Source organism: Streptomyces sp. NPDC056296 (assembly GCF_042268605.1).
Lineage (GTDB): Bacteria > Actinomycetota > Actinomycetes > Streptomycetales > Streptomycetaceae > Streptomyces.
Window position 1 is genome coordinate 33,652 of the sequence record NZ_JBHJRX010000023.1, and the last position, 26,475, is coordinate 60,126.

Genomic DNA, 26,475 nt, shown 5'->3' on the forward strand with positions numbered 1-26,475 from the left:
CTTCGTGAAAGTGGGGTGCGGGGGCGGGGGCGGTGTCAGGAGGAGTGGAACGGCAGTCCGGCGTCGGCGACCAGTTCCAGGTCCTCCGTCTCGTCGGCGGGCAGCAGTGTCGCCGTGCCGTCGGTCACCGGGACGACGCCCAGGTCCAGCAGCTCGGCCATGGCGGCGCTGCCCGCCATGTCGCGCACCTGGAGTTGGTAGCGGGCCGTTGTGCGGTAGGTGCCGCCGTTGTCGTCGCCGGTGCGCTGGAGGAAGCCGGACTCGGTGAGGAAAGCGGCGGCCTTGCCGACGATGCCGGTGGTGGAGCCGGGGAGTCTGCGCGCGTCCTTGGTGGCGCCGGTCGCGCTGCGTCTGACCCAGATCCGCCAGGCGGACTCCAGGCCCGGGGCGTCGGTGGCCGGGTCGGTGTTCTCGCCCTGTTCCTCGGCCCGCTCCTCCAGTCGTCGGCAGGCCTGGCGGACGAAGGCGTCCACTCCATTGACGGTGACGCGGCCGATGTAGCCGTCGTCGGCGAGGTCCTCGGGGCGCGGGTAGGCCATGGCGGCGACGGCGAGGTGGGCCAGTCCGTGCAGGAAGCGGTCGCCGGAGTCGGTGGCGGCACGACGTGCGTAGTCGCCCATGCGGACGGCGAACACCGAGTCCTCGGCGGCGGTCACGGCCATCCCCGCGCGCGGGGACACCTCCAGGACGATCAGCCCGAGGCCGGCCGCCACGGCGTCGGCGAGCCGGGCGAAGGGCGGGTCCTCGCGGTAGCGGCGCAGCAGGTCGGCGTACTCCTGGTCGCGCGCGGGCAGCAGCTTGGGCTGGAGGCCGAAGGCGACGAGCCGCGCCGCGTCGGCGGCGTCGGCGGGCGTGACGGCAGCGGTGGCCGGTGCGGCACCCGCCTCCGGTTCGCTCCGGTCGACGTGCTCGGTCACGGTCGGTACTCCTTGCTGTGCTGATGCTCGGGGGTGAGGTCGTGGGAGCCGGTCATGCCGCCTCCGTGCGGTCCGCGGCCATCCCGGCCGCGTCCAGCAGCGCCGTGCCGACGATGAGGTCGGCGCCGCCGAACTCGGGGTCGTCCAGTTCGGTGCCGTCGTCCACGGCGAACAGGAGCTTCGGTTCGCCCTGGCGGTATGCGGTGCCGACGGGCGGGCTGGCCGCGTGCACGGCCAGCAGGGCGACGAGATACGGCAGTTCCGCCTCGCGGGCGCGGGCGTCGGCCAGCAGTCCCGACAGCCGGCGCGGGGCGTCGTGCGGCAGGTCGAGCAGGTCCATGGCCGCCGCGAGCTGGTCCTCGCTGAAGCGGCTGTCGTCCGGGGTGGCGATCAGGTCGGGTTCCGGCATCTCGGCGCCCAGGTGCTCCCGCTCCACGGGCGGGGTCAGGAGTATGTCGACGAGGTCGCCGACCCGGACGGAGACGGGCGTGCGCATACCGGTGCCGCGGGCGAAGAAGGCGTCGGTGACCCGGAGCGCGCGCTCCAGGGGCAACGGCAGGACGGGGGCGACGAGATGGCCGTACAGGTCCAGGCCCGAGGTCGTCAGGGGGGTGGCGAAGGCCTGCCGGTCCTGTTCGGCGCGGAAGAGGGGGCCTGCCTCCAGGAGACGGGACTGGAGCTGAGTGTGGCGGCGGATGCAGTCCTTGACGATGTCGACGAGCTCGGCCGAGCGGCGCTTCTGCTCGGGGTCCTCGGACTCGTCGCGCGCCTTGCGGATGTTGGTGAGGATCGCGTTCTCGTGGCGGTACCGGTCGGCGACGTGGTCCAGGGCCTCGGCGATCATGTCGGGGACGGCGGTGAGCCAGTCCACCGCGCGGACGTTGCGCCGGGTGGCGTCCAGGGCCCTGCGCAGGGTCTCCGAGTACTGCACGGTCCGGTACCGGGCCTGCTCGGCGGCGAGCTGGGCGTCGGCGAGCCGGCCGCGGCTGATCAGCACCTCCAGCTTGACCTCGGCGGCGATCTGGGCGCTGGTGACGTCGGTGTCCAGGGCGCCGACGAGGACGTTGACCGCCTCGTCGGTGGTGCGGAGGTAGACGGTGCCGCCGGGGCCCGGGACCTCCTCCAGGAGCTTGAAGTCGTAGTCGCGGCGCACATAGGTGCCGTCCGGTCCGAAGGTGCCGTACACCGCGCGGAAGCCGCGGTCGACGCTGCCGACGTTGATCAGGTTCTCCAGGACCCAGCGGGCCACCCGCTCGTGCTCGGCGGCGGGCCGCGCGGGGGCCTGGGCGGCGACGCGCGGGATCAGCCGGGCCACGATCTGGTCGTGGTCGGCGCCCGTGTCGAAGTCCATGTTCAGCGTGACGAGGTCGATGGCGGAGAGGGCGACCTCCGCCATGCCGTACACCGAGTACTCACCCGCGAGGTTGGCCTTGCGTGCGTCGAGGTCGTGCAGCGGCGCCGTGCAGGCGAGCGCGCGCAGCCGCCGCGCCAGCCCCTCGTCGGCGGCCGGGCCCGGGGCAGGGCGCGGCCCCGCGCTGAGCTGGGGCGGAACGCTGTCCGTCGATGCAGGCGAAGTCACGGTGCACAGACTAGGTCCTCGGTCTGACAACGACCCAAACGACGCAGATGCGCCCCGACGCGACAGGCGTCGCGGGCCGCCCGCCCTGATCTCGCGGGTCCGCCCGCGGTGGCCTGTCGCTCGTCGATTCGCGGTCCCGCCCGCGATGACCTATCCCTCGTCGCCTCGCGGCCCCGCCCGCAGTGGTCTATCCCTCGTCGCCGACCCGCCGCAGATAGACCTCCACGACGCGCTTCAGCGAGTTCTCGAGGTAGACCGCGAGCAGCCGCTCCGCCGTCTCCCGCTCGCCGGCCCCCAGGGCCGCGAGGATCTCCGCGTTCCGTGCGATGTACGGCTCGTGCAGGCGCCGCGGATCGTCCACGACGTGAAAGGCGAGGCGCAGTTCGGCGAAGACGCTGCGCATCAGCTCGTCGGTGCGTTCGCTGCCGGCGAGAGCCACCAGTTCCCGGTGGAAGTGGATGTTGGCCGTACCCACACCTTTCCAGTCACCTTCGCGGGCCGACCGCCGCCCGTCCTCGACGGCCCCGGCGAGTCCGTCCAGGCCGTACGGCGGCTCTCCGAGGCCCCGGACGACGGCGCATTCGACGAGGGCGCGGGTGCGGTAGATGTCCTCGACGTCCTCGACGGTCAGGACCCGGACGAAGACGCCGCGGTTCAGCTCGTGGATGAGCAGGCGTTCGTGGGTGAGCAGGCGGAACGACTCGCGCAGTGTGTTCCGGGAGACGCCGAGCGCGCCGCCGATGCTGTCCTCCGACAGGCGGGTCCCGGGCGGGAAGTAGCCCTCGGCGATCCGGCTCCTGAGGATGTCCGAGACACGCTCGGCGGTGCTGGTCCGCCCGAGGAGGGCGCGGTCGTCGGCCAGTCCCGTCAACTGCTCTGCCATGCCCGGAATTCAATCGCAGATACCAGAACGAAACAACATGGGTATTGAGGGATCGTTGAACGATCCTCTACGGTGCCATGAAGTGAAGACACGGCGCCCGCTCCCCCACCCGCGCCGCCGCACCGACCGGCTCACTCTCGACAAGCACCCTCCGTCCTCCCACTGCGAGGTGCCCATGAGCACAACCCCTCCACCGCAGGCCCTGTCCTCCGAGAGCCGTCCTCCCGGCTCGGCTGAACACCCCTCGGACGACGGCGCGTTCGGCTGGCTGCGCGCCCTCGGCCCGCGGGGTCGACGCGCCTTCGGCGGCGCGTTCGGCGGCTATGCGCTCGACTCGTACGACTACTTCACGCTGCCGCTGACCATGGTCGCGCTGGCCGCGTACTTCGGTCTGGACAGCGGTCAGACCGGTCTGCTCACGACGGTCACGCTGGTCGTCTCGGCGGTCGGCGGCGCCCTCGCGGGCGTCCTGGCGGACCGCGTCGGCCGGGTCAAGGCCCTGCTGCTCACCGTGATCACCTACGCCGTCTTCACGGTGGCCTGCGGTTTCGCGCCCAACTACGAGACGCTGCTGGTCTTCCGCGCCCTGCAGGGCCTGGGCTTCGGCGGCGAGTGGGCGGTCGGCGCGATCCTGGTCGCCGAGTACGCGAGCGCCAAGCACCGGGGCCGTACCCTCGGCGCGATCCAGAGCTCCTGGGCCGTGGGCTGGGCGCTCGCCGTGGTCGTGTACACGCTGGTGTTCTCGCTGGTCGGCGACGATCTGGCCTGGCGCGTCATGTTCTGGACCGGCGCGCTGCCCGCGCTGCTCGTGGTCTGGGTGCGGCGCAGCGTCCACGACGCGCCCCAGGCCGCCGAGGCCCGCGGGAAAGGCGCCGGGAAGGGCTCGTTCGCGGCGATCTTCAAGCGGGGCACGGCCGACTCGCCGGGCCTGCTGCGCGTCACGCTCTGGGCGAGCCTGCTCTCCACCGGCGTCCAGGGCGGCTACTACACCCTCGCCACCTGGGTGCCGACGTATCTGAAGGACGAGCGCGACCTGTCGGTCGTCGGCACCGGCGGCTATCTGACCTTCCTCATCTCGGGCGCCTTCATCGGCTACCTCACCGGCGGCTATCTCACCGACCGGCTGGGCCGCAAGCGCAACATCTGGCTCTTCGCGCTGCTGTCGGCGCTGTGCATCCTGGCGTACGCGAACATCCCCAGCGGCGCCAACACCCTGCTCCTGGTGCTCGGATTCCCGCTCGGCTTCTGCATGTCGGCGATCTTCAGCGGCTTCGGTTCGTATCTGAGCGAGCTGTACCCGACGGCCGTACGCGGCGCCGGCCAGGGCTTCACGTACAACACCGGGCGCGCGGTGGGTGCCGTGTTCCCGACCACGGTCGGCTTCCTGGCCGACAGCTGGGGCGTGGGCGGCGCGCTGGTCTTCGGCGCCATCGGCTACGGCATCGCGGCGCTGGCACTGCTGGGGCTGCCGGAGACACGCGGAAGGGAACTGGCGTGAAGCACTCGGACCACGGGGCCGTGAGGCACTCCCACCACATGACCGAGGACCGTCCCGTCACCCTCGTCGACGAGCACGCGCGCGCGTGGAGCCCGAAAACGGCCCGCTCCCGCTTCCGGGAAGGGCTCACCGGCCCCACGGCCGGGGTCGCGGCCGGCCACACCCAGGCCAACCTGATCTCGGTGCCCGCCGAGTGGGCGTACGACATGCTGCTGTTCTGCACCCGCAATCCGAAGCCCTGCCCGGTCCTCGACGTCACGGACGCCGGGTCCTGGAGCACCGCGCTCGCCGACGGCGCCGACCTGCGCACCGATCTGCCGCGCTACCGGGTGTGGCGGGACGGCGAGCTGGTGGACGAGCCGACGGACGTACGCGCGCACTGGCGGGACGACCTGGTGTCGTTCCTGATCGGTTGCAGCTTCACCTTCGAGTGGGCGCTGACCGCGGCCGGCGTCCCGATCCGCCACGTCGAGCAGGGGCGCAACGTCCCGATGTACGTCACCGGTCGGCAGTGCCGTCCGGCCGGGCGGCTGCACGGGCCGATGGTGGTGTCCATGCGCCCGGTGCCGCCCGCTCACCTGTCGGCGGCGATCCGCGAGACCAGTCTGCTCCCCGCCGTGCACGGCAGCCCGGTGCACTGCGGGGACCCGTCGGCGCTCGGCATCGACGACCTGGACCGGCCGGATTTCGGCGACCCGGTGGACGCCGGGCCGGACGACATCCCGGTGTTCTGGGCGTGCGGGGTGACCCCGCAGGCGGCGGTCATGGCCTCGCGTCCGCCCTTCGCCCTCACCCACGCGCCGGGGCAGATGTTCCTCACCGACGCACGGGACGAGCAGTACCGCGTGGCCTGATCCCGGGATGTCCCGACACAGGCCGGAAACCGGAGACACTGGAGACATGACCTCGATCGACCTCAACGCCGACCTCGGCGAGGGATTCGGCCGCTGGCGGCTCACCGACGACGAGGGTCTGCTCTCGGTCGTCACCAGCGCCAACGTGGCCTGCGGCTTCCACGCCGGGGATCCGGTCACCATGCGGCGGGTGTGCGAGCTGGCGGCCGAGCGGGGCGTGACGATCGGCGCCCAGGTCTCCTACCGGGACCTGGCCGGTTTCGGGCGGCGCGCGATGGACGTGCCGTCCGCCGAGCTGGCGGCCGAGGTGGCCTACCAGGTCGGCGCCCTGGAGGTGTTCGCGCGCGCGGCCGGCTCCCGCGTGGCGTACGTCAAGCCGCACGGTGCCCTGTACAACCGGGTGGTGCGGGACGCGGAGCAGGCCGCGGCGGTCGTCGACGGTGTGCTCCTCGCGGGGGGCGCGCTGCCCGTGCTCGGGCTGCCCGGCTCACGCGTGCTGGAGCTGGCGGGCCGGGCCGGGCTGCCGGTCGTCACGGAGGCGTTCGCCGACCGCGCCTACACCGACGAGGGGACGCTCGTGCCGCGCGGGCAGGAGGGCGCCGTGGTCGCCGATCCGGACGACGTCGTGGAGCGCTCGGTGGGCCTGGCCGTCTCCGGCACGGTCACCGCCCGCTCCGGGGCACGTGTCGAGGTCCGGGCCCGCTCCCTGTGCGTGCACGGCGACACGCCCGGCGCGGTGGAACTGGCCCGCCGGGTCCGGCAGCGGCTGGAGGCGTCTGGTGTCCGCGTGGAGGCCTTCGCATGAACGTCCTGCCGGTCGGCGACGACGCCCTGCTCGTCGAGGTCTCCTCGGGCGACGAGGCCGAGGCGCTGCACGCGGAGCTGCTGCGGCGCCGCGCGGAGGGCACTCTCGCGGCGCGGGAGATCGTCCCCGCGGCCCGCACCGTCCTCCTCGACGGCCTCACCGACCCGGCCCGGCTGGCGTCCGAACTGGCCGCCGCCGAGGTGCCGTCCGCTCCCCCGCGCGCGGGGCGCGTGGTCGAGATCCCGGTCCGTTACGACGGTCCGGACCTGGCCGACGTCGCCGCGCACTGGGGCGTGGCGGAGGACGAGGTGGGCCGCGTTCACGCGGGTACCGAGTTCCACGTCGCCTTCTGCGGGTTCGCGCCCGGGTTCGGCTACCTCACGGGTCTGCCCGCGCGCTACGACGTCCCGCGCCGGGACACTCCGCGTACGGCCGTCCCGGCCGGTTCGGTGGCACTGGCGGGTCCGTACACCGGCGTGTATCCGCGCTCGTCGCCGGGCGGCTGGCAGTTGATCGGTACCACGGACGCCGTGCTGTGGGACCACACGCGCGTGCCGGCGGCGCTGCTGTCGCCGGGCACGCGCGTGCGGTTCGTCGCCCGTGGGCACCTGTACGAGCATCAGGGGGGTTCATGACGGACCGTGCGCTCGCCGTCGTCCGGGCCGGGGCCCTGACCACCGTGCAGGACCGGGGCCGCCCCGGGCACGCGCACCTCGGCGTGCCCCGCTCCGGGGCGCTCGACGCGCCCGCGGCTGCGCTGGTCCTCCGGCTCGTCGGATGCCCGCCCGACGCCGCCGTCCTGGAGACCACGCTCACCGGCTGCGCCGTGCGTCCACGATGCGCGGTGACGGTGGCGGTCGGCGGCGCCCCCTGCCCCGTGGCAGTGGACGGACGGCCGGTGCCCTGGGGTGCGCCGGTCGACGTGCCGGCCGGCGCGCTGCTGAACGTCGGAGCGGCCGACTCCGGCGTCCGCAGCTATGTGGCCGTCTCCGGCGGCATCCTCGTCGAGCCGGTCCTCGGTAGCCGCTCCACCGACCTGCTGTCCGGCCTCGGGCCACCGCCCCTCACGGACGGCACGGTGCTGCCCCTGGGTCGGCCGCGCGGGCAGCACGCGCGCGTGGACGTCGCCCCGCAGCCGGCGCCCCCGGCGGAGCTGGTCCTGCGGGTGACGCCGGGCCCGCGCGCCGACTGGTTCACGCCGGAGGCGGTACGGACGTTCACCTCGCGCGCGTACCGGGTATCGCCCGCGAGCAACCGCATCGGACTGCGCATGGACGGACCGGCACTGCGACGCGCCCGCCCGGGCGAACTCCCCAGCGAGGGCATGGTGCTGGGCGCGGTTCAGGTGCCGCCCGACGGCAGACCGGTCGTGTTCCTGGCCGACCATCCGACGACCGGCGGCTACCCGGTCATCGGCGTGGTCCGCACCGCCGACCTCCCGGCGGCGGCCCAGACGCCACCGGGGACGCCGGTGCGCTTCGTCGCCGTGCACCGACCCTGACACCGCGACACCACCCGCGCCGACGCCGACGCCGCGGCACGATCATGCCCGGGCCGGCCCAGACGCCACCGGGGGCGCCGGTGCGCTTCGTCGCCGTACACCGACACCGCGACACTGCCCCGTACCCCGGGTGCCGCCGGTCCGCGTACGGCCGTGCGCGAGCACCGACGCCGTACGACGACGGCGAGGTGCCCGCGCCGGGGTACCGGTGTGGTCCGCCCTCCGTCCACGGCGTCGCGCGACCGTACCGGCACGGTCGCGGGCACTGCCGGTCACGCCGCCTCCGGTCGCTCCGTCGTCGACAGCGCCGCGAGCGCGGCGGAGACCGCGGCGGACGTGCGCAGGTCGAGCCGGGCGCTCGTCCCGCGCGCGTAGTGGCGCAGTTCGTCGGCGGCCAGCGTCAGCAGTTGGGGCAGCAGGTCCGTACAGCGCCGGGCCACCCAGCCGGTGCCGGCCGTGGCCAGCCACCACAGGCTCGCCGACCTGGTGGGAGCGGGGAACTCGTTCTCCGGCGAGGGCGCGGGCCCGGTGGCGTCGCCGCGCTCGGCGAGCAGGGCGTGGAAGCGCAGGGCCAGCTGCCGGTGGCCCCCCTCGCCGGGGTGCAGCCGGTCCGCGCTCCACATCGCGCGGTCCGTGATCCAGTCGCCCTCGCTCGCGTGCAGGTGCACGGCCCCGTACCGGTCGGACAGGGCGTGCACGACGGCGTTGACCGCCCGTTGCCGCCGGGCCAGTGGGCGGGCCAGCGCTCCCGGCAGCCCGAGCATCGCCCCGGGGTCCGGCAGGCACGCCGTGAGCAGGAGCGCGCCCTGTCCGGTGAAGGCGGCGTACACCGTGTCGAGCCGGGCGGCGACGGCCCCGAGGTCGAAGGAGCAGCGCAGGGTGTCGTTGACGCCGACGACGACGGAGGCGACGTCGGGACGCAGGGCGAGACCTGCGGGCAGTTGCCGCTCGGCAACGTCCCGGGCCTGCGCCCCGCTGACGGCGAGGTTGGTGAACTCCACGGGCTCCTCGGCGAGCCCGGCGGAGAGCAGCGCGGCCCAGCCGCGCCACCCGTTCCGCACCGGGTCCCCCACGCCTTCGGTCAGCGAGTCGCCGAGGGCCACGAACCGGAGGCGTCTCATGACACGGCCTCCGGCAGCGCGGGAAGCGTGGGGACCGTCGCGTCGTGCGCGGCCAGGAACGCGCGGACCGCCGCGTCCCAGCCGAAACACTCCGCACGCGCGCGTGCCGCTTCCCGCCGGTCCGCCTCCCGGCGTCCGAGGAGCAGGTCCACGGCGTCCGCGAAGGCCTCCCCGTGGTCGGCGGCGACGGCCCCGGCGGAGCCGATCACCTCCGGCAGCGCCGACGACGCGCTGGCCACCACGGGCGTGCCGCAGGCCATCGCCTCCAGCGCGGCGAGTCCGAAGGTCTCGGCCGGTCCGGGCGCCAGGCACACGTCGGCGGACGCCTGGAGCGCGCCGAGCAGCCCGCGGTCGGCGACGTGGCCGAGGAAGGTCACCGGCAGCCCGCGCTCCCGCGCCCGCTGTTCGAGCCGCGGGCGCAACGGCCCGTCCCCCGCCACCACCAGCACCGCCCGCTCGCCGCGCCGAAGCAGCGCCGCCAGCGCGTCGAGCGCCGTGCCCGGCCGCTTCTCCACGGACAGCCGGGAGCACAGCACCAGCAGCGTCTCGTCCACGCGCGCGTACCGGGCGCGCAGCGCCGGATCGCGCAGCGCCGGGTGCCGCCCGGCCAGGTCGACGCCCAGGGGAGCCCGTACGACGTTGCGGGCGCCGATGCGGACGAACTCCCGCTCGGCGAACTCCGTGGTGCACACCACGCGCGCGTAGGTGTGCGCCGTGCGGATGTTCAGGGCGTCGGCGGTGCGCCGGGCCGCCTCTTCGGACAGGCCCCAGGTGCGCAGCACACCGTCGGTGGTCTCGTGGGAGACCATCACGGCGGGGACCCTGGCCCGCCGGGCCCACTTGCCGGTCCAGCGCAGCGTGGTCCGGTCGGAGACCTCCAGCCGGTCGGGTGCCAGCTCCTCCAGCAGCGCCGCCACGCGCCGCTTGCCGGTGAGGACGCGGTAGCCCCCGGTGCCCGGCAGCAGCGGTCCCGGGAGGGTGATCACCCGGCCCTGTTCGGTCTCCCGGTCGTCGGCGCGCTCGCCAGGGACGACGAGGACGGGGTCGTGTCCGGCCGCACGGAAGCCCTTGCCGAGCTCGCGCAGCGCGGTGCGCAGGCCGCCGGACGAGGGTGCGACGAAGTTGGCGAGCCGGACGATCCGCAGCGCGCTCATGCCGCGAGCACCGCCTTCCGTGAGGCGAGGACGTCCGTGTAGTGCCCGATCAGCCGGTCGCCGACGGCCGCCCAGGTGCGCCCCTCGACGGCCGCCCGCCCGGCCGCCCCGTACGCGGCCCGCAGCGCGGGGTCGGCGGTCAGCGACCACACCGCGTCCCGTACGGCGGCGGCGTCGCGCGGCGGCACGAGCAGCCCGGTGCGCCCGTGGGCGACGAGGTCCAGCGGCCCGCCCGCGGCGGGCGCGACGACGGGCACGCCGCTCGCCATGGCCTCCTGCACGGTCTGGCAGAACGTCTCGAAGGGGCCGGTGTGCGCAAAGACGTCCAGTGAGGCGAAGACCCGGGCGAGATCGTCCCCGGTACGGCGGCCGAGGAAGAGCGCGCCGGGGAGCGCCTGCTCCAGGCCGGGCCGGCTGGGTCCGTCGCCGACGATCACGACACGCACGCCGTCCAGGCCGCAGACCCCGGCGAGCAGTTCCACCTGCTTCTCGGGGGCGAGCCGGCCGACGTAGCCGACGATCAGCTCACCGTTGGGGGCCAGTTCGCGGCGGAGCGACTCGTCGCGCCGGTCGGGCCGGAAGCGGACGGTGTCCACCCCGCGCGGCCAGAGCGAGACCCGGGGCACACCGTGCGCCCGGAGGTCGCGCAGGGCCGCGCCGGACGGGGCGAGGGTGAGGTCGGCGGCGGAGTGCACGGAGCGGATCCGCCGCCAGGCGGCCGCCTCGCCCGCTCCCATGTACGTACGGGCGTATCCGGCGAGGTCGGTCTGGTAGACGGCCACGGCGGGGACACCGAGCCGGGCGGCGGCGGCCATGCCCCGGACGCCCAGGACGAAGGGGCTGGCCAGGTGGACGAGGTCGGCGCGGTGTTCGGCGATCGCGGCGGCCACGCGGCGGCTGGGGAGGGCGACGCGTACCTGGGGGTAGCCGGGGAGCGGGAGGGAGGGGATCCGGACGAGGGGGCACGCGGCGGAGGTGTCCGCCGCGTTGCCCGGAGCGGTGGCCGGGGCGACGACGACGCAGTCGTGACCGCGGTCGACGAGGTGCCGGGCGGTCTGGAGCGCGCAGTGGGCGACGCCGTTCACATCGGGGGGAAAGGATTCGGTCACGATGACGACACGCATACCGGTGTTGTCGCCGGACTGGACGTGCTCGCGTCAACGTCGATCTTTCCGGCCGAGGAACGTCCCATGAGCGTTGCCCTGCCCACCCGGGCAGGCCAGATCGCGGCCACACCCGCCGTACCCACGGGCCATCCGTCGTTCACACGGGGGGCTGCCGCCCGGCGGCACGGGGGGCTGCCGCCCGACGGCACGGGGGGCTGATGCCCGGCGGCACGGGAGGTGATGCCCGGCGGCACGAGCAGGGGCTGCCCGACGGCACGAGCAGGGGCTGCCCGACGGCACGAGCGGGGGCTGCCCGACGGCACGGCGGGAGGCTCGGTGGCACGGGGGGGGGTGAGACCCCCCGACGGCACGGCGGGAGGCTGCCGCCCGGCGGCACGGGGGGTGTGACCCCCGACGGCACGTGGGGGGTGACGCCCGCGCGCGGAGCCGCCCCGCCGTCGGCGACGGAGGGGCGCCGCCCGTGCCGGGAGTCCCTCTGTCCGGCCTCCGGCGGGCTTCGGGCCTCCGGGACCGCTTGGCGCGCGCGGGACCCGGTCTTCGTGGACCGGTGGGGCGGGGCCCGGGGCGGGCCGCGTCAGTGCGGAAGGACGGCCACGGGCCCGGACAGGCTTCTCCGTCCGTTCCGCCAGAGCCGCCTCGGGCCGGCCTACCCACTCACACGGCCGACCCCGTTCGCTCACACGGCCGGCGCGTCCGGTCCGAAGCGGCTGCGTACGGCCGTCTGGACCTCGTCCTCCTCGGCCGGATCGGCGGCGAGCCTGCGCAGCCGTTCGACGACGCGGTTGTCGCCGGTCTCGGCGTGGCGGGCGGCGATCTCGCGGGTGGTCTCCTCGCAGTCCCACAGGCACTCGATGGCGAACCCGGCGGCGAAGGACGGGTCGGTGGCGGCCAGCGCCCGGGCGGCCCGGCCGCGCAGGTGGGAGGAGGCGGTCTCGCGGTAGATGTGGCGCAGTACGGGCGCGGCGCAGGCGATGCCGAGCCGTCCGGTGCCGTCGACGAGGGTCCACAGGGTCGGCGCGTCGGGGCCTTCACCGCGTACCGCCTCCCGCAGTGCGGCGAGGACGAGGTCGCGGTCCTGCGCTCCGCCCCGGCAGGCGAGTACCCGCCCGGCGGCGGCGCCCAAGGCGTCGGGTCGGTGCACCCAGCGGCGCGCCAGGTCGACGGCGGCGAGGCTGCGCATGCGCTCGAAGGCGGCGACGGCGGCCTCCACGACCGGCGTCGAGCCGTTGGTCACGGCGCCCTCGATCAGGCCGAGGGCGTCCGGATCGTTGCCGTCGGCGAGATAACGCAGGGCGGTGCAGCGGGCGCCCTCGTCGCCGGACCGCGCGGCCTCGACGATCTCGGGCCGGTCCTCGGGGCCGGCGACGGCCGTGAGACACCGGGCGGCCGGCACATGGAGCGCGGCGCCGCGCTCGACGCCCTGCTGGGCCCACTCGAAGACGGCCCGCACGCTCCAGCCCGGACGCGGTCCGGTGGGACTCATCTGCCGCTGCCAGCGGTCGAAACAGCCCGTCTCGTGAGCGGCACGCACACGCGTGGCGATCGATTCGCGCGGATCGTCGGCCCACAGCCGCCAGGGCCGGGGTTCGAAGGCGTCCCGCACGGCGACGGCCAGCTCGGCGTCTCCCTCGGCATCGTGCGGGAAGCGTGCCAGGACGGGCGCGGCGAGCGAGCGCAGACCGGCGTCGTCGTCGCGCAGCGCCAGTTCGTCCAGGGCCCACGCCCAGTTGACGCCGTGGGCGGCGTACCTGCGCAACAGCTGGAGCGCGTCCAGCCTGCCGTAGGAGGCCAGGTGCCCGAGGACCGCGAGGGCCAGCCCGGTGCGTGACTCGTCGGCCTCGAGGATGTCCTCGGGGTCGAAGAGGTGGGCCTCGATCGCGTCCAGCTCGCCGGTGAGGTCGAGGTAGAGGCGGGCGTAGTAGAGGGAGCGGTTCTCGACCTGCCAGTCGTGGCGGGGGTCGTGCAGCACGCAGTGGTTCAGTGCCGCGAGCGCTTCGGCGCGCGGAGCGGTGAGCGCATGCAGCGTGCCGTCGCCGCGACCCCGCTGAAGCAGGCCGAGCAGCGTACCGCTGGGCGCTATGACCGGATCGAACATGGGAAACAGCCTCACATCAAGCGTCGACGCAACCGGGGAGCACGCGTTACCTGGCCGTGCGCCAACACGTCGGAGCGCCCGCCGTCTCTTGCTTGCTGAAGACCATGTTCCTCTGCCTCTCGTCGGTGGCCCTTGCGGGCCGTGTCACGGCCCGCGCGGTGCGGCAACATCTGCCCAGCCATCACGTCCGTGAACCACGTCGTCATGATGGCCCGGCGGTCACATCTGCCGCGACCGAAATTTCGGCGGCCTGGTACCGCCTCCCCCGTTATTCGTATTTTCCCTGGTCAGAAAGAGTGGAGCAGACCCGGAGCAGTACCGGATGGGCTTCCGGTCACTGAGCGCCGAACAGCTCCAGCAGCTCGGTCCGGGCGAACATCCGCGCCGTGTCGACGGCCGAGGGCGTGCCCGCGGACGGATCCGCGCCGGCCTCCAGCAGCGCCCTGGTCACTTCCGTCTCACCCTTGAAGGCGGCGCCGGCGAGCGGGGTCTGACCCCGGTCGTTGACGCGGTCGGCCTCGGCGCCACGGGCCAGCAGCGCGCGCACCGCGTCGGCGTGGCCGTGGTAGGCGGCGAGCATGACGAGGGAGTCGCCGCGGTCGTTGGTGAGATTGGCGGGAACGCCGGCGTCCACATAGGCCACCAGTTCCTCGGTCCGTCCCTGCCGGGCCAGATCGAAGATCTTCGTCGCCAGCTCCACGACCTCCGGGTCGGGGGCTTCACTCATCGGCCGGACCACCTCTCACTACGCATGCCGGGGACTGTGCGCACGGCCGCGAGCGGTGCGGCCGTGCGAGTGAATCGCCAGGGTACTGGCTCGCGCCGCACATGAGCCGAAGTGCCCGAGGTAAAGATCAGCACGGACCCGGCAGGGCGCAACAGCCCTGCTCAACCGGCCCAAGGACTACTCCGCCAGGTGGGGCAATTCCTGCAAATTTCCCCCATTTGCACCTTTTATCGTATGGATACATGCTGTGAGCCTGGAAGTACTCATGGTGACTGTCCCCGCGAACCAGGAGAACTCACATGATCCTCTCGATCTCAGGCGTGGTCCTGCTCGGCATCGTCGTCTTCATCTTCTTCCGCAAGGACGGCCTCAAGGCCTCGCACGCGCTGGTCGCGGTCCTGTTCGGGTTCTATCTGGCGAGTACGGCCATCGCCCCGAGCATCAAGGCAGGCGGCGAGAGCCTGGCGGGCCTCCTCGGCGGAATCAAGTTCTGACGCCCCCACGCCCCCGCCCGACATCCACACGTACGCACTTCCAGGAGGCAGCAGTGGCCCGGCGGCCCCTCCCCCGCATTCTGAGCAACGGCGGCGCACAGCTCGCCCGGAGCCGGGAGCTGGCCCGGACGGCGGCCGACAGCGCCACCGACGTCCTCCAGCCGCTGATCACGATCGCCCGCGGTCTGCGCCGCCTGGCCGCGGCCGCGCGGCGCAGATGGTGCGAGACCCCCAAGGACCGGCGCGGCGCGCTGCTGTTCCTGGTGGCCTCGGTGGTCCTGGTCGTGGCACTGGTGCCGTACGGCCCGCTGCTCGCCGTCATCACCCTGATGGCGGCGGCGGCCTGGCAGGGCAGGGACCGCGCCCCGGCGGAGCCGGAAGGCCCCGACGACTCCCAGACCAAGCGCCTCCAGTCGCTCTACGAGGCGCTCGTCCCGTACTTCTCCCTCGCCGAGGACCCCGATCCCCTGTACTCCCACGGTGGCGCGTGGGAGAAGGCGTTCCCCTCGTACGAGTTCGACGACACCGGCCGCTTCGCCCACCTGGTGATCCGCTACCCCGCGTACTTCACCGACGGGGAGGCCGAGGCCCGCGCCCGGATCGAGCACCTGCTCACCGCCAAGTCCGGCCGGGGCCGGGAGTACCGCTTCACCTGGGACGAGGAGGCCAACCACCTCTCCGTCGACGTGCTCGCGGCGCTGCCCACCGACATCGCCGCCCAGCGCTTCGTGACGGCGCCCGGCGAGACCGTCCTCGGCTTCACCGACCCCACCCGGGTCCAGCGCACCCTCCCGCTCACCCACGGCGAGGAGCAGCGCGACGTGCCTCCGGTCGTCTGGCGTACCGGCATCCGCTCGACCGAGCCCCACCTGCTGGTCCTGGGGCAGCCCGGTACCGGCACGTCCACCCTGCTGCGCTCGGTCGCGCTGCAGGCCCTGCACCACGGCGACCTGCTGATCGTCGACGGCGGCGGCACCGGCGAGTACGCCTGCCTGGTCGGCCGGGACGGTGTCCTGGCCGTCGAGTGCGGCCTCACCGGAGCGCTGACCAGCCTGGAGTGGGCCGCCTCCGAGACGGAACGCCGACTGATCTCCCTCAACCGGGCCCGCCAGGAGGGCCGACCCGCGCCCGACGACACCAAGCGGCCGCTGTGGGTCTTCCTGGACCGGCCGAGCGCGTTCCCGCACCTGGCCGCCGCGGACGGTCGCAAGGACCCGCAGTCCCTGCTCCAGGTCCCCCTGCGGCACGGCCGCGCCGCGAACGTCACGGTGGTCGTCGCCGACCAGCTGGACTCCCTGGACAGCCTCAGCGACGCCGTACGGCAGCACACGCGCGCGCGTGTCGTCCTCGGCCCGGCCACGCCGGACGAGCTGGCGACGGTGCTCGGCGCTCCCCCGCACACCACGCCCGTGGACCAGGTTCCGCCCGGCCGGGGGTACGCCCGCCTGGGCACCGGACCGGTACACCGCCTCCAGGTCCCGACCACTCCGGACCCCTACGACGACGCGACGAGCGACGCCCACCGGCAGGCGGTGCTCGACCTGCTGCCCCCGCGCACGACCCCGGCGGACGGTGAGCAGGTGCCCGTGGACGAGGGGGCGGCCGGGAAGAAGATCTCCATCGTGAAGATCGAGAAGATCGAAAAGATCGAGGAGAAGGCCGTCACGGACGAGCCCGAGCCCGAGCCGGAGCGGCCAGAGACGGACGCAGAGCCGACGCCGGTCGCCGAGCCGACGCCGGTCGCTGTGAAGCCGCCGGTCGCTGTGGAGACGCCAGTCGCGGTGGAGGCGGCGGCGCAGGAGGTGACCGCGGTGGAGCCGGCCACGCCGGAGACGGTTCCCGCCAAGGCGGTGGCGGCGGCCGAGACCTCCTGACGAACGCCGGGTCGGCCACGGCCCCCGCACGTATCCCCCAACCCACCGGCCCCAAGACGGTCCGGGCCCGCCACGATCCGGCGCCCGGGCCGTCTTTCGTGTCCGGAGCCGCTCGCCGAGACGTCGGCCGTCAGGACGCCATCTCCCGGGAACGGACACGGAGGCGCCCCGCTCCCTCCCGGCGGCCCCCACCGTCTACGCCACGCCGTCTACGCCACGAACGTCCGCGGTGGCTCACCGCCCCCGACGCCTCCGTTCTCCACCAGCCGGGCCGCCGCGGCCAGCCGCGCCGCCGCCTCCTCGGCCACCGCGCCGCCGACGGTGAACGGCAGCCGGACATAGCCCTCGAAGGCCCCGTCGACCCCGAAGCGCGGCCCGGACGGGACCCGGACGCCCACGCGCTCCCCCGCCTCGGCGAGCCGAGAGCCCGACAGGCCCCCGGTCCGCACCCACAGCGTCAGCCCGCCCCGCGGCACCTCGAACTCCCAGTCGGGCAGTTCCCGGCGCACCGCGGCCACCAGCTCGTCCCGGTTCCGGCGGGCCTGCTCGCGCCGCACCGCGACGGCCTGCTCCCAGCCGCCGGTGCTGAACAGCCAGTTCACAGCCAGCTGCTCCAGTACGGGCGTGCCCAGGTCGGCGTACGCGCGCGCGGCGACCAGGCTGCGGATCACGTCGGGCGCGGCGCGGACCCAGCCGATGCGCATCCCCGCCCAGAAGGCCTTGCTGGCGGAGCCCACGGTGACGACCGTGGACCCCGCCGGGTCGAAGGCGCACACGGGGCGCGGCATCTCGACCCCGTCGTCCAGCCACAGCTCGCTCATCGTCTCGTCGGCCACCAGCACCGTCCCCGCCGAGCGGGCCGCCTCCACCAGCCGCCGTCGCTGGTCGTCGTCGGCGAGCGCGCCGGTGGGGTTGTGGAAGTCGGCGACGACGTACGCGATGCGGGGCGCGGCCTCGCGCAGCACCTGGCGCCAGCGCTCCACGTCCCAGCCGGTGAGCCCCTCGGCCATCGCGACGGGGACCAGCCGGGCCCCGGCCTCGCGCATCAGCTGGAGGATGTTGGCGTACGAGGGCGACTCCACGGCGATGCGCTCGCCGCGTCCTCCGAAGAGGTGGCAGATGGCGTCGATCGCGCCCATCGCGCCCGTGGTCACCATGATCTGCTCGGGCATGGTCGGGATCCCGCGCGCGGTGTAGCGCTCGGCGATCATCGCGCGCAGCGCGGGCAGCCCGGCCGGATAGTCGCCATGGGTGTGCGCGTAGGGGGGAAGCTCCTCCAGGGCGCCCTGCACGGCACGGGTGAGCCAGGGCTCGGGCGCGGGGAGCGCCGCGCAGCCGAGGTCGATCAGCGAGCCGAGCGCCTCGGGCGGCAGCGGCTCCAGGCCGCGCGCCGGCAAGGGGTTCCCGGCCGGTACGGCGGTCCAGCTGCCCGCGCCGCGCCGGGACTCCAGGAAGCCCTCGGCGCGCAGCGCCTCGTAGGCGGCGGCGACGGTGGTGCGGCTGACGGTCAGGGCCAGGGCCAGCTCGCGCTCGGCGGGCAGCCGGGCGGCGACCGGTACGCGCCCTTCGAGCACCAGCAGCCGGATGCCGTCGGCGAGCGCGCGGTAGGCGGGCGGGCGGCGGGTGCCGGGCCCGGCCGGGCGGTCCTGCTGGGAGCCGAGCAGCCGGGCGAGCTGCCCCGCCCCCACGGCCGAGGTCCACTGCGCCATGGAAATCAGTCCACCTTCCCCGAATTGGCCATGGTTGGCTCTCCTTCTCAAGCCACAGGGTGTCATGCAGCAGGCCACTACCACCACACAGGGGGCACCTCTTGTCCAGGCGGCAAACCAGGCAGCGATCCGGGCAGCGGCATCTCGCACGGCGACTGACACAGCTCTACGGCGGTCTCGTGCTGTACGGCGCGAGTTCCGCGCTGCTGGTCAGGTCGGGCCTCGGCCTGGAGCCCTGGAACGTGCTGCACCAGGGCCTCGCGGAGCGCACCGGCCTGTCGATGGGCGTGGTGCTGACCCTCCTGGGCGCGGCGGTACTGCTGCTGTGGATCCCGCTGCGCCAGCGACCGGGCCTCGGCACAATCTCCAACGTGCTGGTGATCGGCGCCGCGATGGACGCCGCCCTGGCCGTCGTGCCCGACGCCCACGGCTGGACGCTGCGGATCGCCGCGATGGTGGCGGGGATCGTCCTGAACGGAGCCGCCACCGGGCTGTACATCGCCGCGCGCTTCGGTCCGGGCCCGCGCGACGGCCTGATGACCGGCCTGAACCAGCGCACCGGACTCTCGGTGCGCCTGGTGCGCACAGCTGTCGAGATCACCGTCGTGGCGACGGGGTTCGCCCTCGGCGGCACGGTCGGTGTCGGCACCCTGCTGTACGCCGTGACGATCGGGCCGCTCGCCCAGGTGTTCCTGCGGGTGTTCGCCGTCCCGTCGGCATCCGACGGCAGCACGGTGGTTGCCGCCGGTCAACCCCGGCGCGCGATACTGCGTCGGTGACCACCCCGATACGCCACCCCCGCCACCCCTACCTGGATCACCCCGGCCCGATCGCCTTCGCCCACCGGGGCGGTGCGGCGGACGGCCTGGAGAACACGCTGCGGCAGTTCCGGCGCGCGGTCGAGACGGGCTACCGGTACATCGAGACCGACGTCCACGCCACGCGGGACGGGAAGCTCGTCGCCTTCCACGACGCGACGCTGGACCGGGTGACGGACGGGGCCGGCCGGATCGCCGACCTCTCGTGGGAGAAGGTGCGCCGCGCGCGCGTGGCGGGCGAGGAACCGGTGCCGCTCTTCGAGGAGCTCCTGGAGACCTTCCCCGAGGTGCGCTGGAACATCGACGTGAAGGCGGAGCCGGCACTGCTGCCGCTCCTGGAGCTGATCAAGCGGACGAACACCTGGGACCGCATCTGCGTCGGCTCGTTCTCCGAGGCACGTGTGGTCCGCGCCCAGCACCTGGCCGGCCCGCGCCTGGCCACCTCGTACGGCACCAGGGGCGTCCTGAACCTTCGGTTGCGCTCCTGGGGCGTGCCGGCCGCGCTGCGCCGCTCGGCGGTGGCCGCGCAGGTGCCCGAGACCCAGTCGGGCATCCAGGTGGTCGACCACCGCTTCCTGCACGCCGCCCACGCGCGCGGGCTGCAGGTGCACGTCTGGACGGTGAACGACCCCGACCGCATGCACCGGCTCCTGGACCTGGGAGTGGATGGCATCATGACCGATCACATCGACACACTGCGCAAGGTCATGGAGGACCGCGGCGTCTGGGTCTGAGACGGTCCGGGACCGTCCGAGGTCCGCGGCCGAACCCCCGGGACGTCGCGCGTTCACGGGGAAGCGAGGGCACGGGTGGGCACCGACACCCTGCGGACGGACGCGGCCGACGGCGCCGACGGCCGACGGCGCGAACAGCGCGGCTGGTACTTCTACGACTGGGCGTGCTCGGTCTACTCGACGAGCGTGCTCACCGTGTTCCTGGGGCCCTATCTGACGTCGGTCGCCGAGGCGGCGGCGGACGCGGACGGATACGTCCACCCGCTCGGCATACCCGTGCGGGCCGGGTCGTTCTTCGCGTACTCGGTGTCGCTGTCGGTGATCGTGGCGGTGCTCGTGATGCCCCTGGTGGGCGCCGCGGCCGACCGCTCGGGCCGCAAGAAGCCGCTGCTCGCCGCCGCCGCGTACACCGGGGCCGCGGCCACGACATGCATGTTCTTCCTCGACGGCGACCGCTATCTGCTGGGCGGACTGCTCCTGGTCGTCGCCAATGCCGCGCAGTCCGTGGCGATGATGCTCTACAACTCCTACCTGCCCGAGATCGCCCCGCCCGAGGAACGCGACGCGGTCTCCTCGCGCGGCTGGGCGTTCGGCTACGCGGCCGGGGCGCTGGTCCTGGTCGCGAACCTGATCCTCTACACGGCCCACGACTCCTTCGGGCTGAGCGAGAGCGCGGCGGTCCGCGTCTGCCTGGCCTCCGCCGGCCTGTGGTGGGGCGCCTTCGCGCTCATCCCGCTGCGGCGGCTGCGCGACCGCCGCACACCCGCGCGGGAGCGCGAGAGCGCGCGGGGGGCCGCTCTGCCCGGGTTCCGGCAGCTCGCGGCAACCGTCCGCGACATGCGGCGCCGCCCGCTGACCCTGGCCTTCCTGCTGGCGTACCTCGTCTACAACGACGGTATCCAGACGGTGATCTCCCAGGCCTCGGTCTACGGCTCCCAGGAACTGGACCTCGGCCAGTCCACCCTCATCGTGGCCGTCCTGCTGGTCCAGCTGCTGGCGGTGGCGGGCGCGCTGGCGCTCGGCCGGCTGGCCCGGACGTACGGGGCGAAGCGCACCATCCTCGGGTCGCTGGTCGCGTGGACGGTCACCCTCGCGGCCGGATACTTCCTGCCGGCCGGGGAGCCGGTGTGGTTCTTCGTGCTGGCCGCCGGGATCGGACTCGTCCTCGGCGGCAGCCAGGCGCTGTCCCGCTCCCTGTTCTCCCACCTGGTGCCGCCCGGCAAGGAGGCCGAGTACTTCTCGGCGTACGAGCTGAGCGACCGCGGGATGAGCTGGCTCGGGCCGCTGCTGTTCGGGCTCACCTACCAGCTGACCGGGAGCTACCGGGACGCCATCATCTCGCTGGTGGCGTTCTTCGTCATCGGTTTCGTGCTGCTCGCGCGGGTCCCGGTGCGGCGGGCGATCGGCGACGCGGGCAATCCCGTACCCGAAAGGATTTAGCACTCGGCGCGAAAGGGCTGTAGTGTACGCGTTTGGCCTGCCAGGCGTACCGTTACTGCGCGTCAAAGGTGCCGAAACGCTATGTCACATCTGCCAGCAGAGGTGACAAACCGGACGTCGGCGGGTACTGCACTGGTTGCAAGGCTGCGACTGCGACGGCGACGCAGACGCCCGGAACGGGAGTCGGGACGGGAATCTTTACCGCCGCCCGGACGTTGACCGGATGACGACGACAGCGACACCTGTCCTGTGGGCGACAAGCCCGGGAGGCACGATTCATGAGTGAGCGAGCTCTTCGCGGCACGCGCCTCGTGGTGACCAGCTACGAGACGGACCGCGGCATCGACCTGGCCCCGCGCCAGGCCGTGGAGTACGCATGCGAGAAGGGGCATCGATTCGAGATGCCCTTCTCGGTCGAGGCGGAGATCCCGCCGGAGTGGGAGTGCAAGGTCTGCGGGGCCCAGGCACTCCTCGTGGACGGCGACGGCCCTGAGGAGAAGAAGGCCAAGCCCGCGCGTACGCACTGGGACATGCTGATGGAGCGACGCACCCGTGAGGAACTCGAAGAGGTCCTCGAGGAGCGGCTGGCCGTTCTGCGCTCCGGCGCGATGAACATCGCGGTGCACCCGCGAGACAGCCGCAAGAGTGCGTAGCGGAAAACCGTAAGCAGTAAACCGAACACCGCGGGTGCCGTACGTGAGCTTCACGTACGGCACCCGCGGTTTTGGTGTGTCGGGAACCGGGCCGCAGGAACCGGGCCGCGGGACCGCTCAGTGAGTCAGCGGAGGACGCGGGCCCTGCGGCGCGTCGTCGGGATCGTCTCGTATGACCTCGCCCTGGACGACCTTGCCGTCCGGCTGGTGCATGCGGGCCGCCTGGCGGAAGGCGTCGCCCAGGGTACCCGGGCCGGCTTCCCGGAGCTTGCGCTCCACCGTCCGCTCCGCATAGCGGCTCACGGCCTTCTGGACCGGGGGCAGCAGCATGAGCAGGCCCAGCGCGTCCGAGATCAGGCCGGGGAGTATCAGGAGCAGTCCGCCCAGCATCATCAGGCCGTTGCCCTCGCTGTTCGGACGGGCCTCGGGCATGACGCCGGCCTGCTGCTGTTGCAGCGTCTCCGTGAGGTTCCTGAAGGCCCGGCGGCCCGCACTCTTGATCACCACGGATCCGAGAACGATGCCCGCCACCAGCAGCAGGAAGACCACGAACCCGCTGAACGCACCCGCGACCACGGTAAGCAGCCAGATCTCCAGCACGAGCCACGCGGCGATGCCCAGCGGCAGGAACGTGCGCAGCCTGGAACGCGGGGGCCGGGCGGGGGAACTGGGGGTTTGAGCGCCAGTCGTCATACCCCCAGTGTGCCTGGCCCCGGCTCAGCGCGGCATAAGGGGACGATCAGGCGTTCTTGTCAGGTGCCTGTGTCGACTTGTCGCCCGACTCGGCCGGCTTGGCGGTCGGCTCGGCGTCCGCCCGCCCCGCGACCGGCCCGTCCGACGCCCTGTCGGGCTGCCTGTCGCGGCCCAGGACCTTGCCGACCCGCTCCCCCACACCCCACGTGGTGACCCGCCACAGCGCCTCCACGAGGATGTCGCGGCTCATCTTGGAGTCGCCGAGTTCGCGCTCGACGAACGTGATCGGTACCTCGACGACGTGGTAGCCCGCCTTGATGGCCCGGCGGGCGAGGTCGACCTGGAAGCAGTAGCCCTGGGAGGAGACCTCCTCCAGGCCGAGCCCTTCCAGGGTCTCGCGGCGGAAGGCCCGGTAGCCGCCCGTGATGTCGCGCAGCGGCAGGTCCAGCGCGAGGCGCGAGTACATGCTGCCCCCGCGGGAGATGAACTCGCGGGACTTGGGCCAGTTCACCACCCTGCCGCCGGGCACCCAGCGAGAGCCGAGCACCAGGTCGGCGCCCTTGAGGGCGGTCAGCAGACGGGGCAGTTCCTCGGGCTGGTGGGAGCCGTCGGCGTCCATCTCGATCAGCACGCCGTAGCCGTGCTCCAGACCCCAGCGGAAGCCCGCGAGGTAGGCGGCGCCCAGGCCCTCCTTGCCCTTGCGGTGCAGGACCTGGACGTGGTCGTCCTCGGCGGCCAACTCGTCGGCGAGCTTGCCGGTGCCGTCGGGGCTGTTGTCGTCGGCCACCAGAACGTGCGCCTCGGGGACCGCCTCGCGCACGCGCGCGACGATCGCCTTGATGTTCTCCACCTCGTTGTAGGTCGGAATGATCACCAAGGCCGTGCCCAGGGGGCCGAACCGCCTCCCCTGCCCCGCTACCGCGGGCGTCCCGTCGCCGTCGTTCACCGCTGCCCCTTCATGTCCGTACGCAGAGGACCACCATAATGGCCGCGGCCTGCGGCGACGTGACAGGACGTCCGTACGGTGGTGTCGCTTTCCCGGGACCGGGGTATGGATGGCCGATTAGGGCCGTTTGCACGGCGGATGGGGGCCCGGCGCCCTTCGGGCCGACCTGGGACCCGCCGGCTGCGGGTCGACCTAGGCCGTTGTCTACTGAGCGCCCGGGCCCCACCCGGGTCACACCTCCCGACCGGCCGGAACGTTCCCTCGTCGCGGCGCGAGCGCTGAGCCTGGCTCCCAGTGGCGGTGCCCCGGAGCGGCACACCGTCCCTGACCCAGCGGCGCCGCGACGCGTGCGCGGAAGATTCCCCGGTCGGACGTCCGGTGGTGGACTCCGCCGAACCTACCGGCCCCCCGCCGTCGCCTGTCAACAGTCGTTCGACCTGCGGCTTCCGTGTCAAAGCCCAGGTCAGCGCGGAGGACGCGCAGGTCGTACGCGGGAGAAGATCATCGCCCCGTCGGCCGTGTGGATCACTCGCCCGGCCGTACGAAGACCGTGCGGCCGCCCACCACGGTGCGCAGGCAGACGGGCAGGTCCCGGCCCGGAGTCAGATCGGGCAGGCCGGGGGTGCCGGAGCGCGGGTCGGTCGACCAGCGCGCCACCCGGTCGTCGGGGGCCTGGACCACGAGTTCGCCGGTACGCCACACGGCGTAGTCGGCGGGCGCGCCCGGCACCAGGACGCCCGCGTCGTCGCGTCCGATCGCCCGCCAGCCGCCGCGCGTGTGCGCCGTGAAGGCCGCACGCACGGAGACGCGGTGCTCCGCCGTGCGATGGAAGGCGGCGGCCCGGACGGTGCCCCACGGGTCGAGGGGCGTGACCGGGCTGTCGGAGCCGAAGGCGAGCGGGACACCGGCGCGCAGCAGGGCGGCGAAGGGGTTGAGCGTGCGGGCCCGCTCGGCGCCCAGACGCTGGGCGTACATGCCGTCCTCGCCGCCCCACAGCGCGTCGAAGGCGGGCTGCACCGAGGCGGTCAGGCCCAGTTCGGCGAAGGCCGCGACCGTCTCGGGGGTGAGCATCTCGGCGTGCTCGACGCGGTGGCGGGCGGCGCGGATCCGGGCGAGGCCGACCTTGTCGGCGGCGGCGCGCACGCCCTCCACGACGGCGGTCACGGCGGCGTCGCCGATGGCGTGGAAGCCCGCCTGGAGGCCGGCCTCGGTGCAGGCGACGACGTGGGCGGCGACCGCGGCGGCGTCCAGGTAGGCGGTGCCGGTGTGGCCGGCGTCGGCGTACGGCTGGTGCAGGCAGGCGGTGTGGGAGCCGAGGGCGCCGTCCACGAAGAGGTCACCGGCGGCACCGACCGCGCCCAGCTCCCGCGCCTTGTCGACGTCCTGTTCGGCCCAGTAGCCGATCACGCGCGGCCCGGTCTCCTCGGCCGCGAGCCGCAGCAGGCCGGTGAGATCGTCCTCGGAGGAGATCTCCGGTCCTGCGCACTCGTGAACGGTTCCGATGCCGAGGGAGGCGGCGTGGGCGAGGGCGGCGCGCTGGGCCTCGGCGCGCTGGGCGGGGGCGACGGCCCCGAGGGCGGCGGCGCGTACGGCGTGGTGGGCGCCGGCGGTGAGCGGGCCGTCCGCGCGGGCGACGTCACCGGGGACGAGGTCGAGCAGGGCGGTGGTGACGACGGCCGAGTGGACGTCGATACGGCTGAGGTAGAGGGCGCGGCCGCCGGTGGCCTCGTCCAGCTGGGCGCGCGTCGGGGGCAGTCCGTCGGGCCAGCGGGAGGCGTCCCAGCCGTGGCCGAGGAGGACCCGGTCGTCCGGGCGGGCCGCGGCGAAGTCCCGTACGAGGGCGAGGGCCGCCTCACGGGTGGGGGCACCGGAGAGGTCGAGGCCGGTGAGGGCGAGGCCGGTGGACGTGGTGTGCACGTGTGCGTCGGTGAACGCCGGGGTGACCAGGGCGCCGTCCAGGTCGACCACCTCGTCCACACCGTCCGCGAAGGCGTCCGCGGCGCCCTCGGAGCCGACCCAGGCGACCTGGCCGCGTTCGACGACCATGGCCGTCGCGAAGGGGTCGGCGGGACTGTGGACCTCGCCGCGGCGCAGCAGGACGGTCGTGGACGGGGTGGTGGACTCACTCATGAGCACCAGTCTCGCCCCTCGCGTGGACGGCTCCGCACGCAGGTCGCCGCCGCGCGGGGTGCGGGCGCCGCCCCGGACGGCCGGAGGATGCGCGAGGGCAGGGCCGCGCGGCCGCGGGTCAGATGCGCGGCGGCCGGGCCTCGTACGGCGTCGACAGCACGACAGTGGTCCGTGTCGACACCCCTGCCAGGGAACGCACCCGGGCGAGCAGTTCCTCCAGTCCGTGCGGGGTCGACACGCGCACCTTGAGGATGTAGTTCTCGTCGCCCGCCACGCTGTGGCAGGCCTCGAGTTCGGGGACGCCGGCCAGGCGGTCCGCGATGTCGTCGGGGGCGCTGGGGTCGAACGGTTTCACCGAGATGAAGGCGGTGATCGGCAGCCCGACGGCCTCCGGGTCGACGACCGCGGCATAACCGCGGATGACGCCACGCTGTTCCAGCCGCCGCACCCGCTGGTGCACGGCCGACGTGGACAGGCCCGTGGCCTTGCCCAGGTCTGTGTAGCTCATCCGCCCGTCCTTGACGAGCAGCTGCACGATCTGTCGGTCCAGCTCCTCCATGGCGCAAGAACCTACAGTGCGGTTGATCTCCTCGGATACCTGAGCAGCCCAGGTCATGCCCGGTTCGTGATGTGACGGGGAGTCGGCCGGCGGGCCGAGTGGGGACAAACCCGCCGCACGGGGCACCTGCGAGCGGCATGTGACGAAGACCACACCCTCCGGAC

Annotated in this window: 24 protein-coding genes; 11 read left to right on the forward strand and 13 right to left on the reverse strand. The window is 73.7% G+C overall.

Translation table 11 applies throughout. The annotated features are described in order from the left end of the window. Positions 1 to 35: 35 nt before the first annotated feature. From ACFCZF_RS18550 to ACFCZF_RS18560, 3 genes are all read right to left on the reverse strand, one after another. A complete protein-coding gene (locus tag ACFCZF_RS18550; protein WP_375916842.1) occupies positions 36 to 917 on the reverse strand; it encodes a hypothetical protein in 882 nt (293 codons plus the stop codon). Positions 918 to 969: 52 nt separating this feature from the next. Beyond that, entirely contained in the window at positions 970 to 2,496 is a 1,527-nt protein-coding gene (locus ACFCZF_RS18555; protein ID WP_376672564.1) for a hypothetical protein, read from the reverse strand. A gap of 187 nt (positions 2,497 to 2,683) precedes the next feature. Further along, a complete protein-coding gene (locus ACFCZF_RS18560; RefSeq protein WP_376672565.1) occupies positions 2,684 to 3,379 on the reverse strand; it encodes a GntR family transcriptional regulator in 696 nt (231 codons plus the stop codon). A 175-nt stretch (positions 3,380 to 3,554) separates the two neighbouring features. Here ACFCZF_RS18560 and ACFCZF_RS18565 point away from each other — a divergent pair, with 175 nt between their 5' ends. Genes ACFCZF_RS18565 through ACFCZF_RS18585 form a run of 5 tightly spaced genes read left to right on the forward strand, consistent with a single transcriptional unit; the run spans position 3,555 to position 8,037 of the window. Further along, on the forward strand, positions 3,555 to 4,877 hold the full coding sequence (locus ACFCZF_RS18565; RefSeq protein ID WP_376672566.1) for an MFS transporter: 1,323 nt from the start codon (positions 3,555 to 3,557) through the stop codon (positions 4,875 to 4,877). Positions 4,878 to 4,915: 38 nt separating this feature from the next. Continuing rightward, entirely contained in the window at positions 4,916 to 5,731 is an 816-nt protein-coding gene (locus ACFCZF_RS18570; protein WP_376672567.1) for a putative hydro-lyase, read from the forward strand. A 46-nt stretch (positions 5,732 to 5,777) separates the two neighbouring features. Continuing rightward, a complete protein-coding gene (locus ACFCZF_RS18575; RefSeq protein ID WP_376672568.1) occupies positions 5,778 to 6,536 on the forward strand; it encodes a LamB/YcsF family protein in 759 nt (252 codons plus the stop codon). Continuing rightward, complete coding sequence (locus tag ACFCZF_RS18580) at positions 6,533 to 7,171, forward strand: allophanate hydrolase subunit 1 (protein ID WP_376672569.1); 639 nt, start codon at positions 6,533 to 6,535, stop codon at positions 7,169 to 7,171. Before ACFCZF_RS18575 ends, ACFCZF_RS18580 begins: the two co-directional genes overlap by 4 nt. After that, positions 7,168 to 8,037 carry a biotin-dependent carboxyltransferase family protein gene (locus tag ACFCZF_RS18585; protein WP_376672570.1) on the forward strand — a complete coding sequence of 290 codons (870 nt, stop codon included), beginning with the start codon at positions 7,168 to 7,170 and terminating at the stop codon, positions 8,035 to 8,037. The genes ACFCZF_RS18580 and ACFCZF_RS18585 overlap by 4 nt, the downstream gene beginning before the upstream one ends. A gap of 272 nt (positions 8,038 to 8,309) precedes the next feature. On the opposite strand, the gene ACFCZF_RS18590 is transcribed toward ACFCZF_RS18585, so the two are convergent. The 5 genes from ACFCZF_RS18590 to ACFCZF_RS18610 all read right to left on the reverse strand — a co-directional run bounded on the left by ACFCZF_RS18590 (position 8,310) and on the right by ACFCZF_RS18610 (position 14,261). Next, positions 8,310 to 9,158 carry an SGNH/GDSL hydrolase family protein gene (locus ACFCZF_RS18590; RefSeq protein ID WP_376672571.1) on the reverse strand — a complete coding sequence of 283 codons (849 nt, stop codon included), beginning with the start codon at positions 9,156 to 9,158 and terminating at the stop codon, positions 8,310 to 8,312. Continuing rightward, positions 9,155 to 10,312 (reverse strand): glycosyltransferase, encoded by a 1,158-nt coding sequence (locus ACFCZF_RS18595; RefSeq protein ID WP_376672572.1) that lies wholly within the window; start codon positions 10,310 to 10,312, stop codon positions 9,155 to 9,157. The genes ACFCZF_RS18590 and ACFCZF_RS18595 overlap by 4 nt, the downstream gene beginning before the upstream one ends. Then, positions 10,309 to 11,436 carry a glycosyltransferase family 4 protein gene (locus ACFCZF_RS18600; protein ID WP_376672573.1) on the reverse strand — a complete coding sequence of 376 codons (1,128 nt, stop codon included), beginning with the start codon at positions 11,434 to 11,436 and terminating at the stop codon, positions 10,309 to 10,311. Before ACFCZF_RS18600 ends, ACFCZF_RS18595 begins: the two co-directional genes overlap by 4 nt. Positions 11,437 to 12,115: 679 nt before the next feature. Next, on the reverse strand, positions 12,116 to 13,534 hold the full coding sequence (locus ACFCZF_RS18605; protein WP_376672574.1) for a HEAT repeat domain-containing protein: 1,419 nt from the start codon (positions 13,532 to 13,534) through the stop codon (positions 12,116 to 12,118). A gap of 334 nt (positions 13,535 to 13,868) precedes the next feature. Continuing rightward, positions 13,869 to 14,261, reverse strand: coding sequence for an ankyrin repeat domain-containing protein (locus tag ACFCZF_RS18610; protein ID WP_210961399.1), 393 nt, complete (start codon positions 14,259 to 14,261; stop codon positions 13,869 to 13,871). 299 nt (positions 14,262 to 14,560) lie between these two features. Between ACFCZF_RS18610 and ACFCZF_RS18615 the strand changes: the two genes are divergently transcribed. Then, a complete protein-coding gene (locus tag ACFCZF_RS18615) occupies positions 14,561 to 14,755 on the forward strand; it encodes a hypothetical protein (protein WP_003977410.1) in 195 nt (64 codons plus the stop codon). A gap of 53 nt (positions 14,756 to 14,808) precedes the next feature. Next, positions 14,809 to 16,629: a hypothetical protein gene (locus ACFCZF_RS18620; protein WP_376672575.1), complete on the forward strand. Its 1,821-nt coding sequence runs from the start codon at positions 14,809 to 14,811 to the stop codon at positions 16,627 to 16,629. Positions 16,630 to 16,838: 209 nt separating this feature from the next. Here ACFCZF_RS18620 and ACFCZF_RS18625 read toward each other — a convergent pair whose 3' ends face one another. Next, entirely contained in the window at positions 16,839 to 18,338 is a 1,500-nt protein-coding gene (locus tag ACFCZF_RS18625) for a PLP-dependent aminotransferase family protein (protein ID WP_375916886.1), read from the reverse strand. A gap of 101 nt (positions 18,339 to 18,439) precedes the next feature. Here ACFCZF_RS18625 and ACFCZF_RS18630 point away from each other — a divergent pair, with 101 nt between their 5' ends. The 4 genes from ACFCZF_RS18630 to ACFCZF_RS18645 all read left to right on the forward strand — a co-directional run bounded on the left by ACFCZF_RS18630 (position 18,440) and on the right by ACFCZF_RS18645 (position 21,983). Then, positions 18,440 to 19,117 (forward strand): YitT family protein, encoded by a 678-nt coding sequence (locus ACFCZF_RS18630; protein WP_375916889.1) that lies wholly within the window; start codon positions 18,440 to 18,442, stop codon positions 19,115 to 19,117. Then, positions 19,114 to 19,890 (forward strand): glycerophosphodiester phosphodiesterase, encoded by a 777-nt coding sequence (locus ACFCZF_RS18635; protein ID WP_376672576.1) that lies wholly within the window; start codon positions 19,114 to 19,116, stop codon positions 19,888 to 19,890. The genes ACFCZF_RS18630 and ACFCZF_RS18635 overlap by 4 nt, the downstream gene beginning before the upstream one ends. A gap of 75 nt (positions 19,891 to 19,965) precedes the next feature. Continuing rightward, positions 19,966 to 21,330, forward strand: coding sequence for an MFS transporter (locus ACFCZF_RS18640; protein WP_376672577.1), 1,365 nt, complete (start codon positions 19,966 to 19,968; stop codon positions 21,328 to 21,330). Positions 21,331 to 21,608: 278 nt separating this feature from the next. Next, the gene (locus ACFCZF_RS18645; protein WP_003977404.1) at positions 21,609 to 21,983 is read left to right on the forward strand and encodes an RNA polymerase-binding protein RbpA; all 375 of its coding nucleotides are present in this window, start codon (positions 21,609 to 21,611) and stop codon (positions 21,981 to 21,983) included. 117 nt (positions 21,984 to 22,100) lie between these two features. Here the strand turns inward: ACFCZF_RS18645 and fxsA are convergent, their stop codons facing one another. The 4 genes from fxsA to ACFCZF_RS18665 all read right to left on the reverse strand — a co-directional run bounded on the left by fxsA (position 22,101) and on the right by ACFCZF_RS18665 (position 26,311). Next, entirely contained in the window at positions 22,101 to 22,676 is a 576-nt protein-coding gene (fxsA, locus tag ACFCZF_RS18650) for an FxsA family membrane protein (RefSeq protein WP_376672578.1), read from the reverse strand. Between the two features lie 46 nt (positions 22,677 to 22,722). Continuing rightward, a complete protein-coding gene (locus tag ACFCZF_RS18655) occupies positions 22,723 to 23,622 on the reverse strand; it encodes a polyprenol monophosphomannose synthase (protein ID WP_376672579.1) in 900 nt (299 codons plus the stop codon). 525 nt (positions 23,623 to 24,147) lie between these two features. Then, complete coding sequence (locus ACFCZF_RS18660) at positions 24,148 to 25,752, reverse strand: amidohydrolase (protein ID WP_376672580.1); 1,605 nt, start codon at positions 25,750 to 25,752, stop codon at positions 24,148 to 24,150. Positions 25,753 to 25,870: 118 nt separating this feature from the next. Further along, on the reverse strand, positions 25,871 to 26,311 hold the full coding sequence (locus ACFCZF_RS18665; RefSeq protein ID WP_121745856.1) for an Lrp/AsnC family transcriptional regulator: 441 nt from the start codon (positions 26,309 to 26,311) through the stop codon (positions 25,871 to 25,873). Positions 26,312 to 26,475 lie beyond the last annotated feature (164 nt).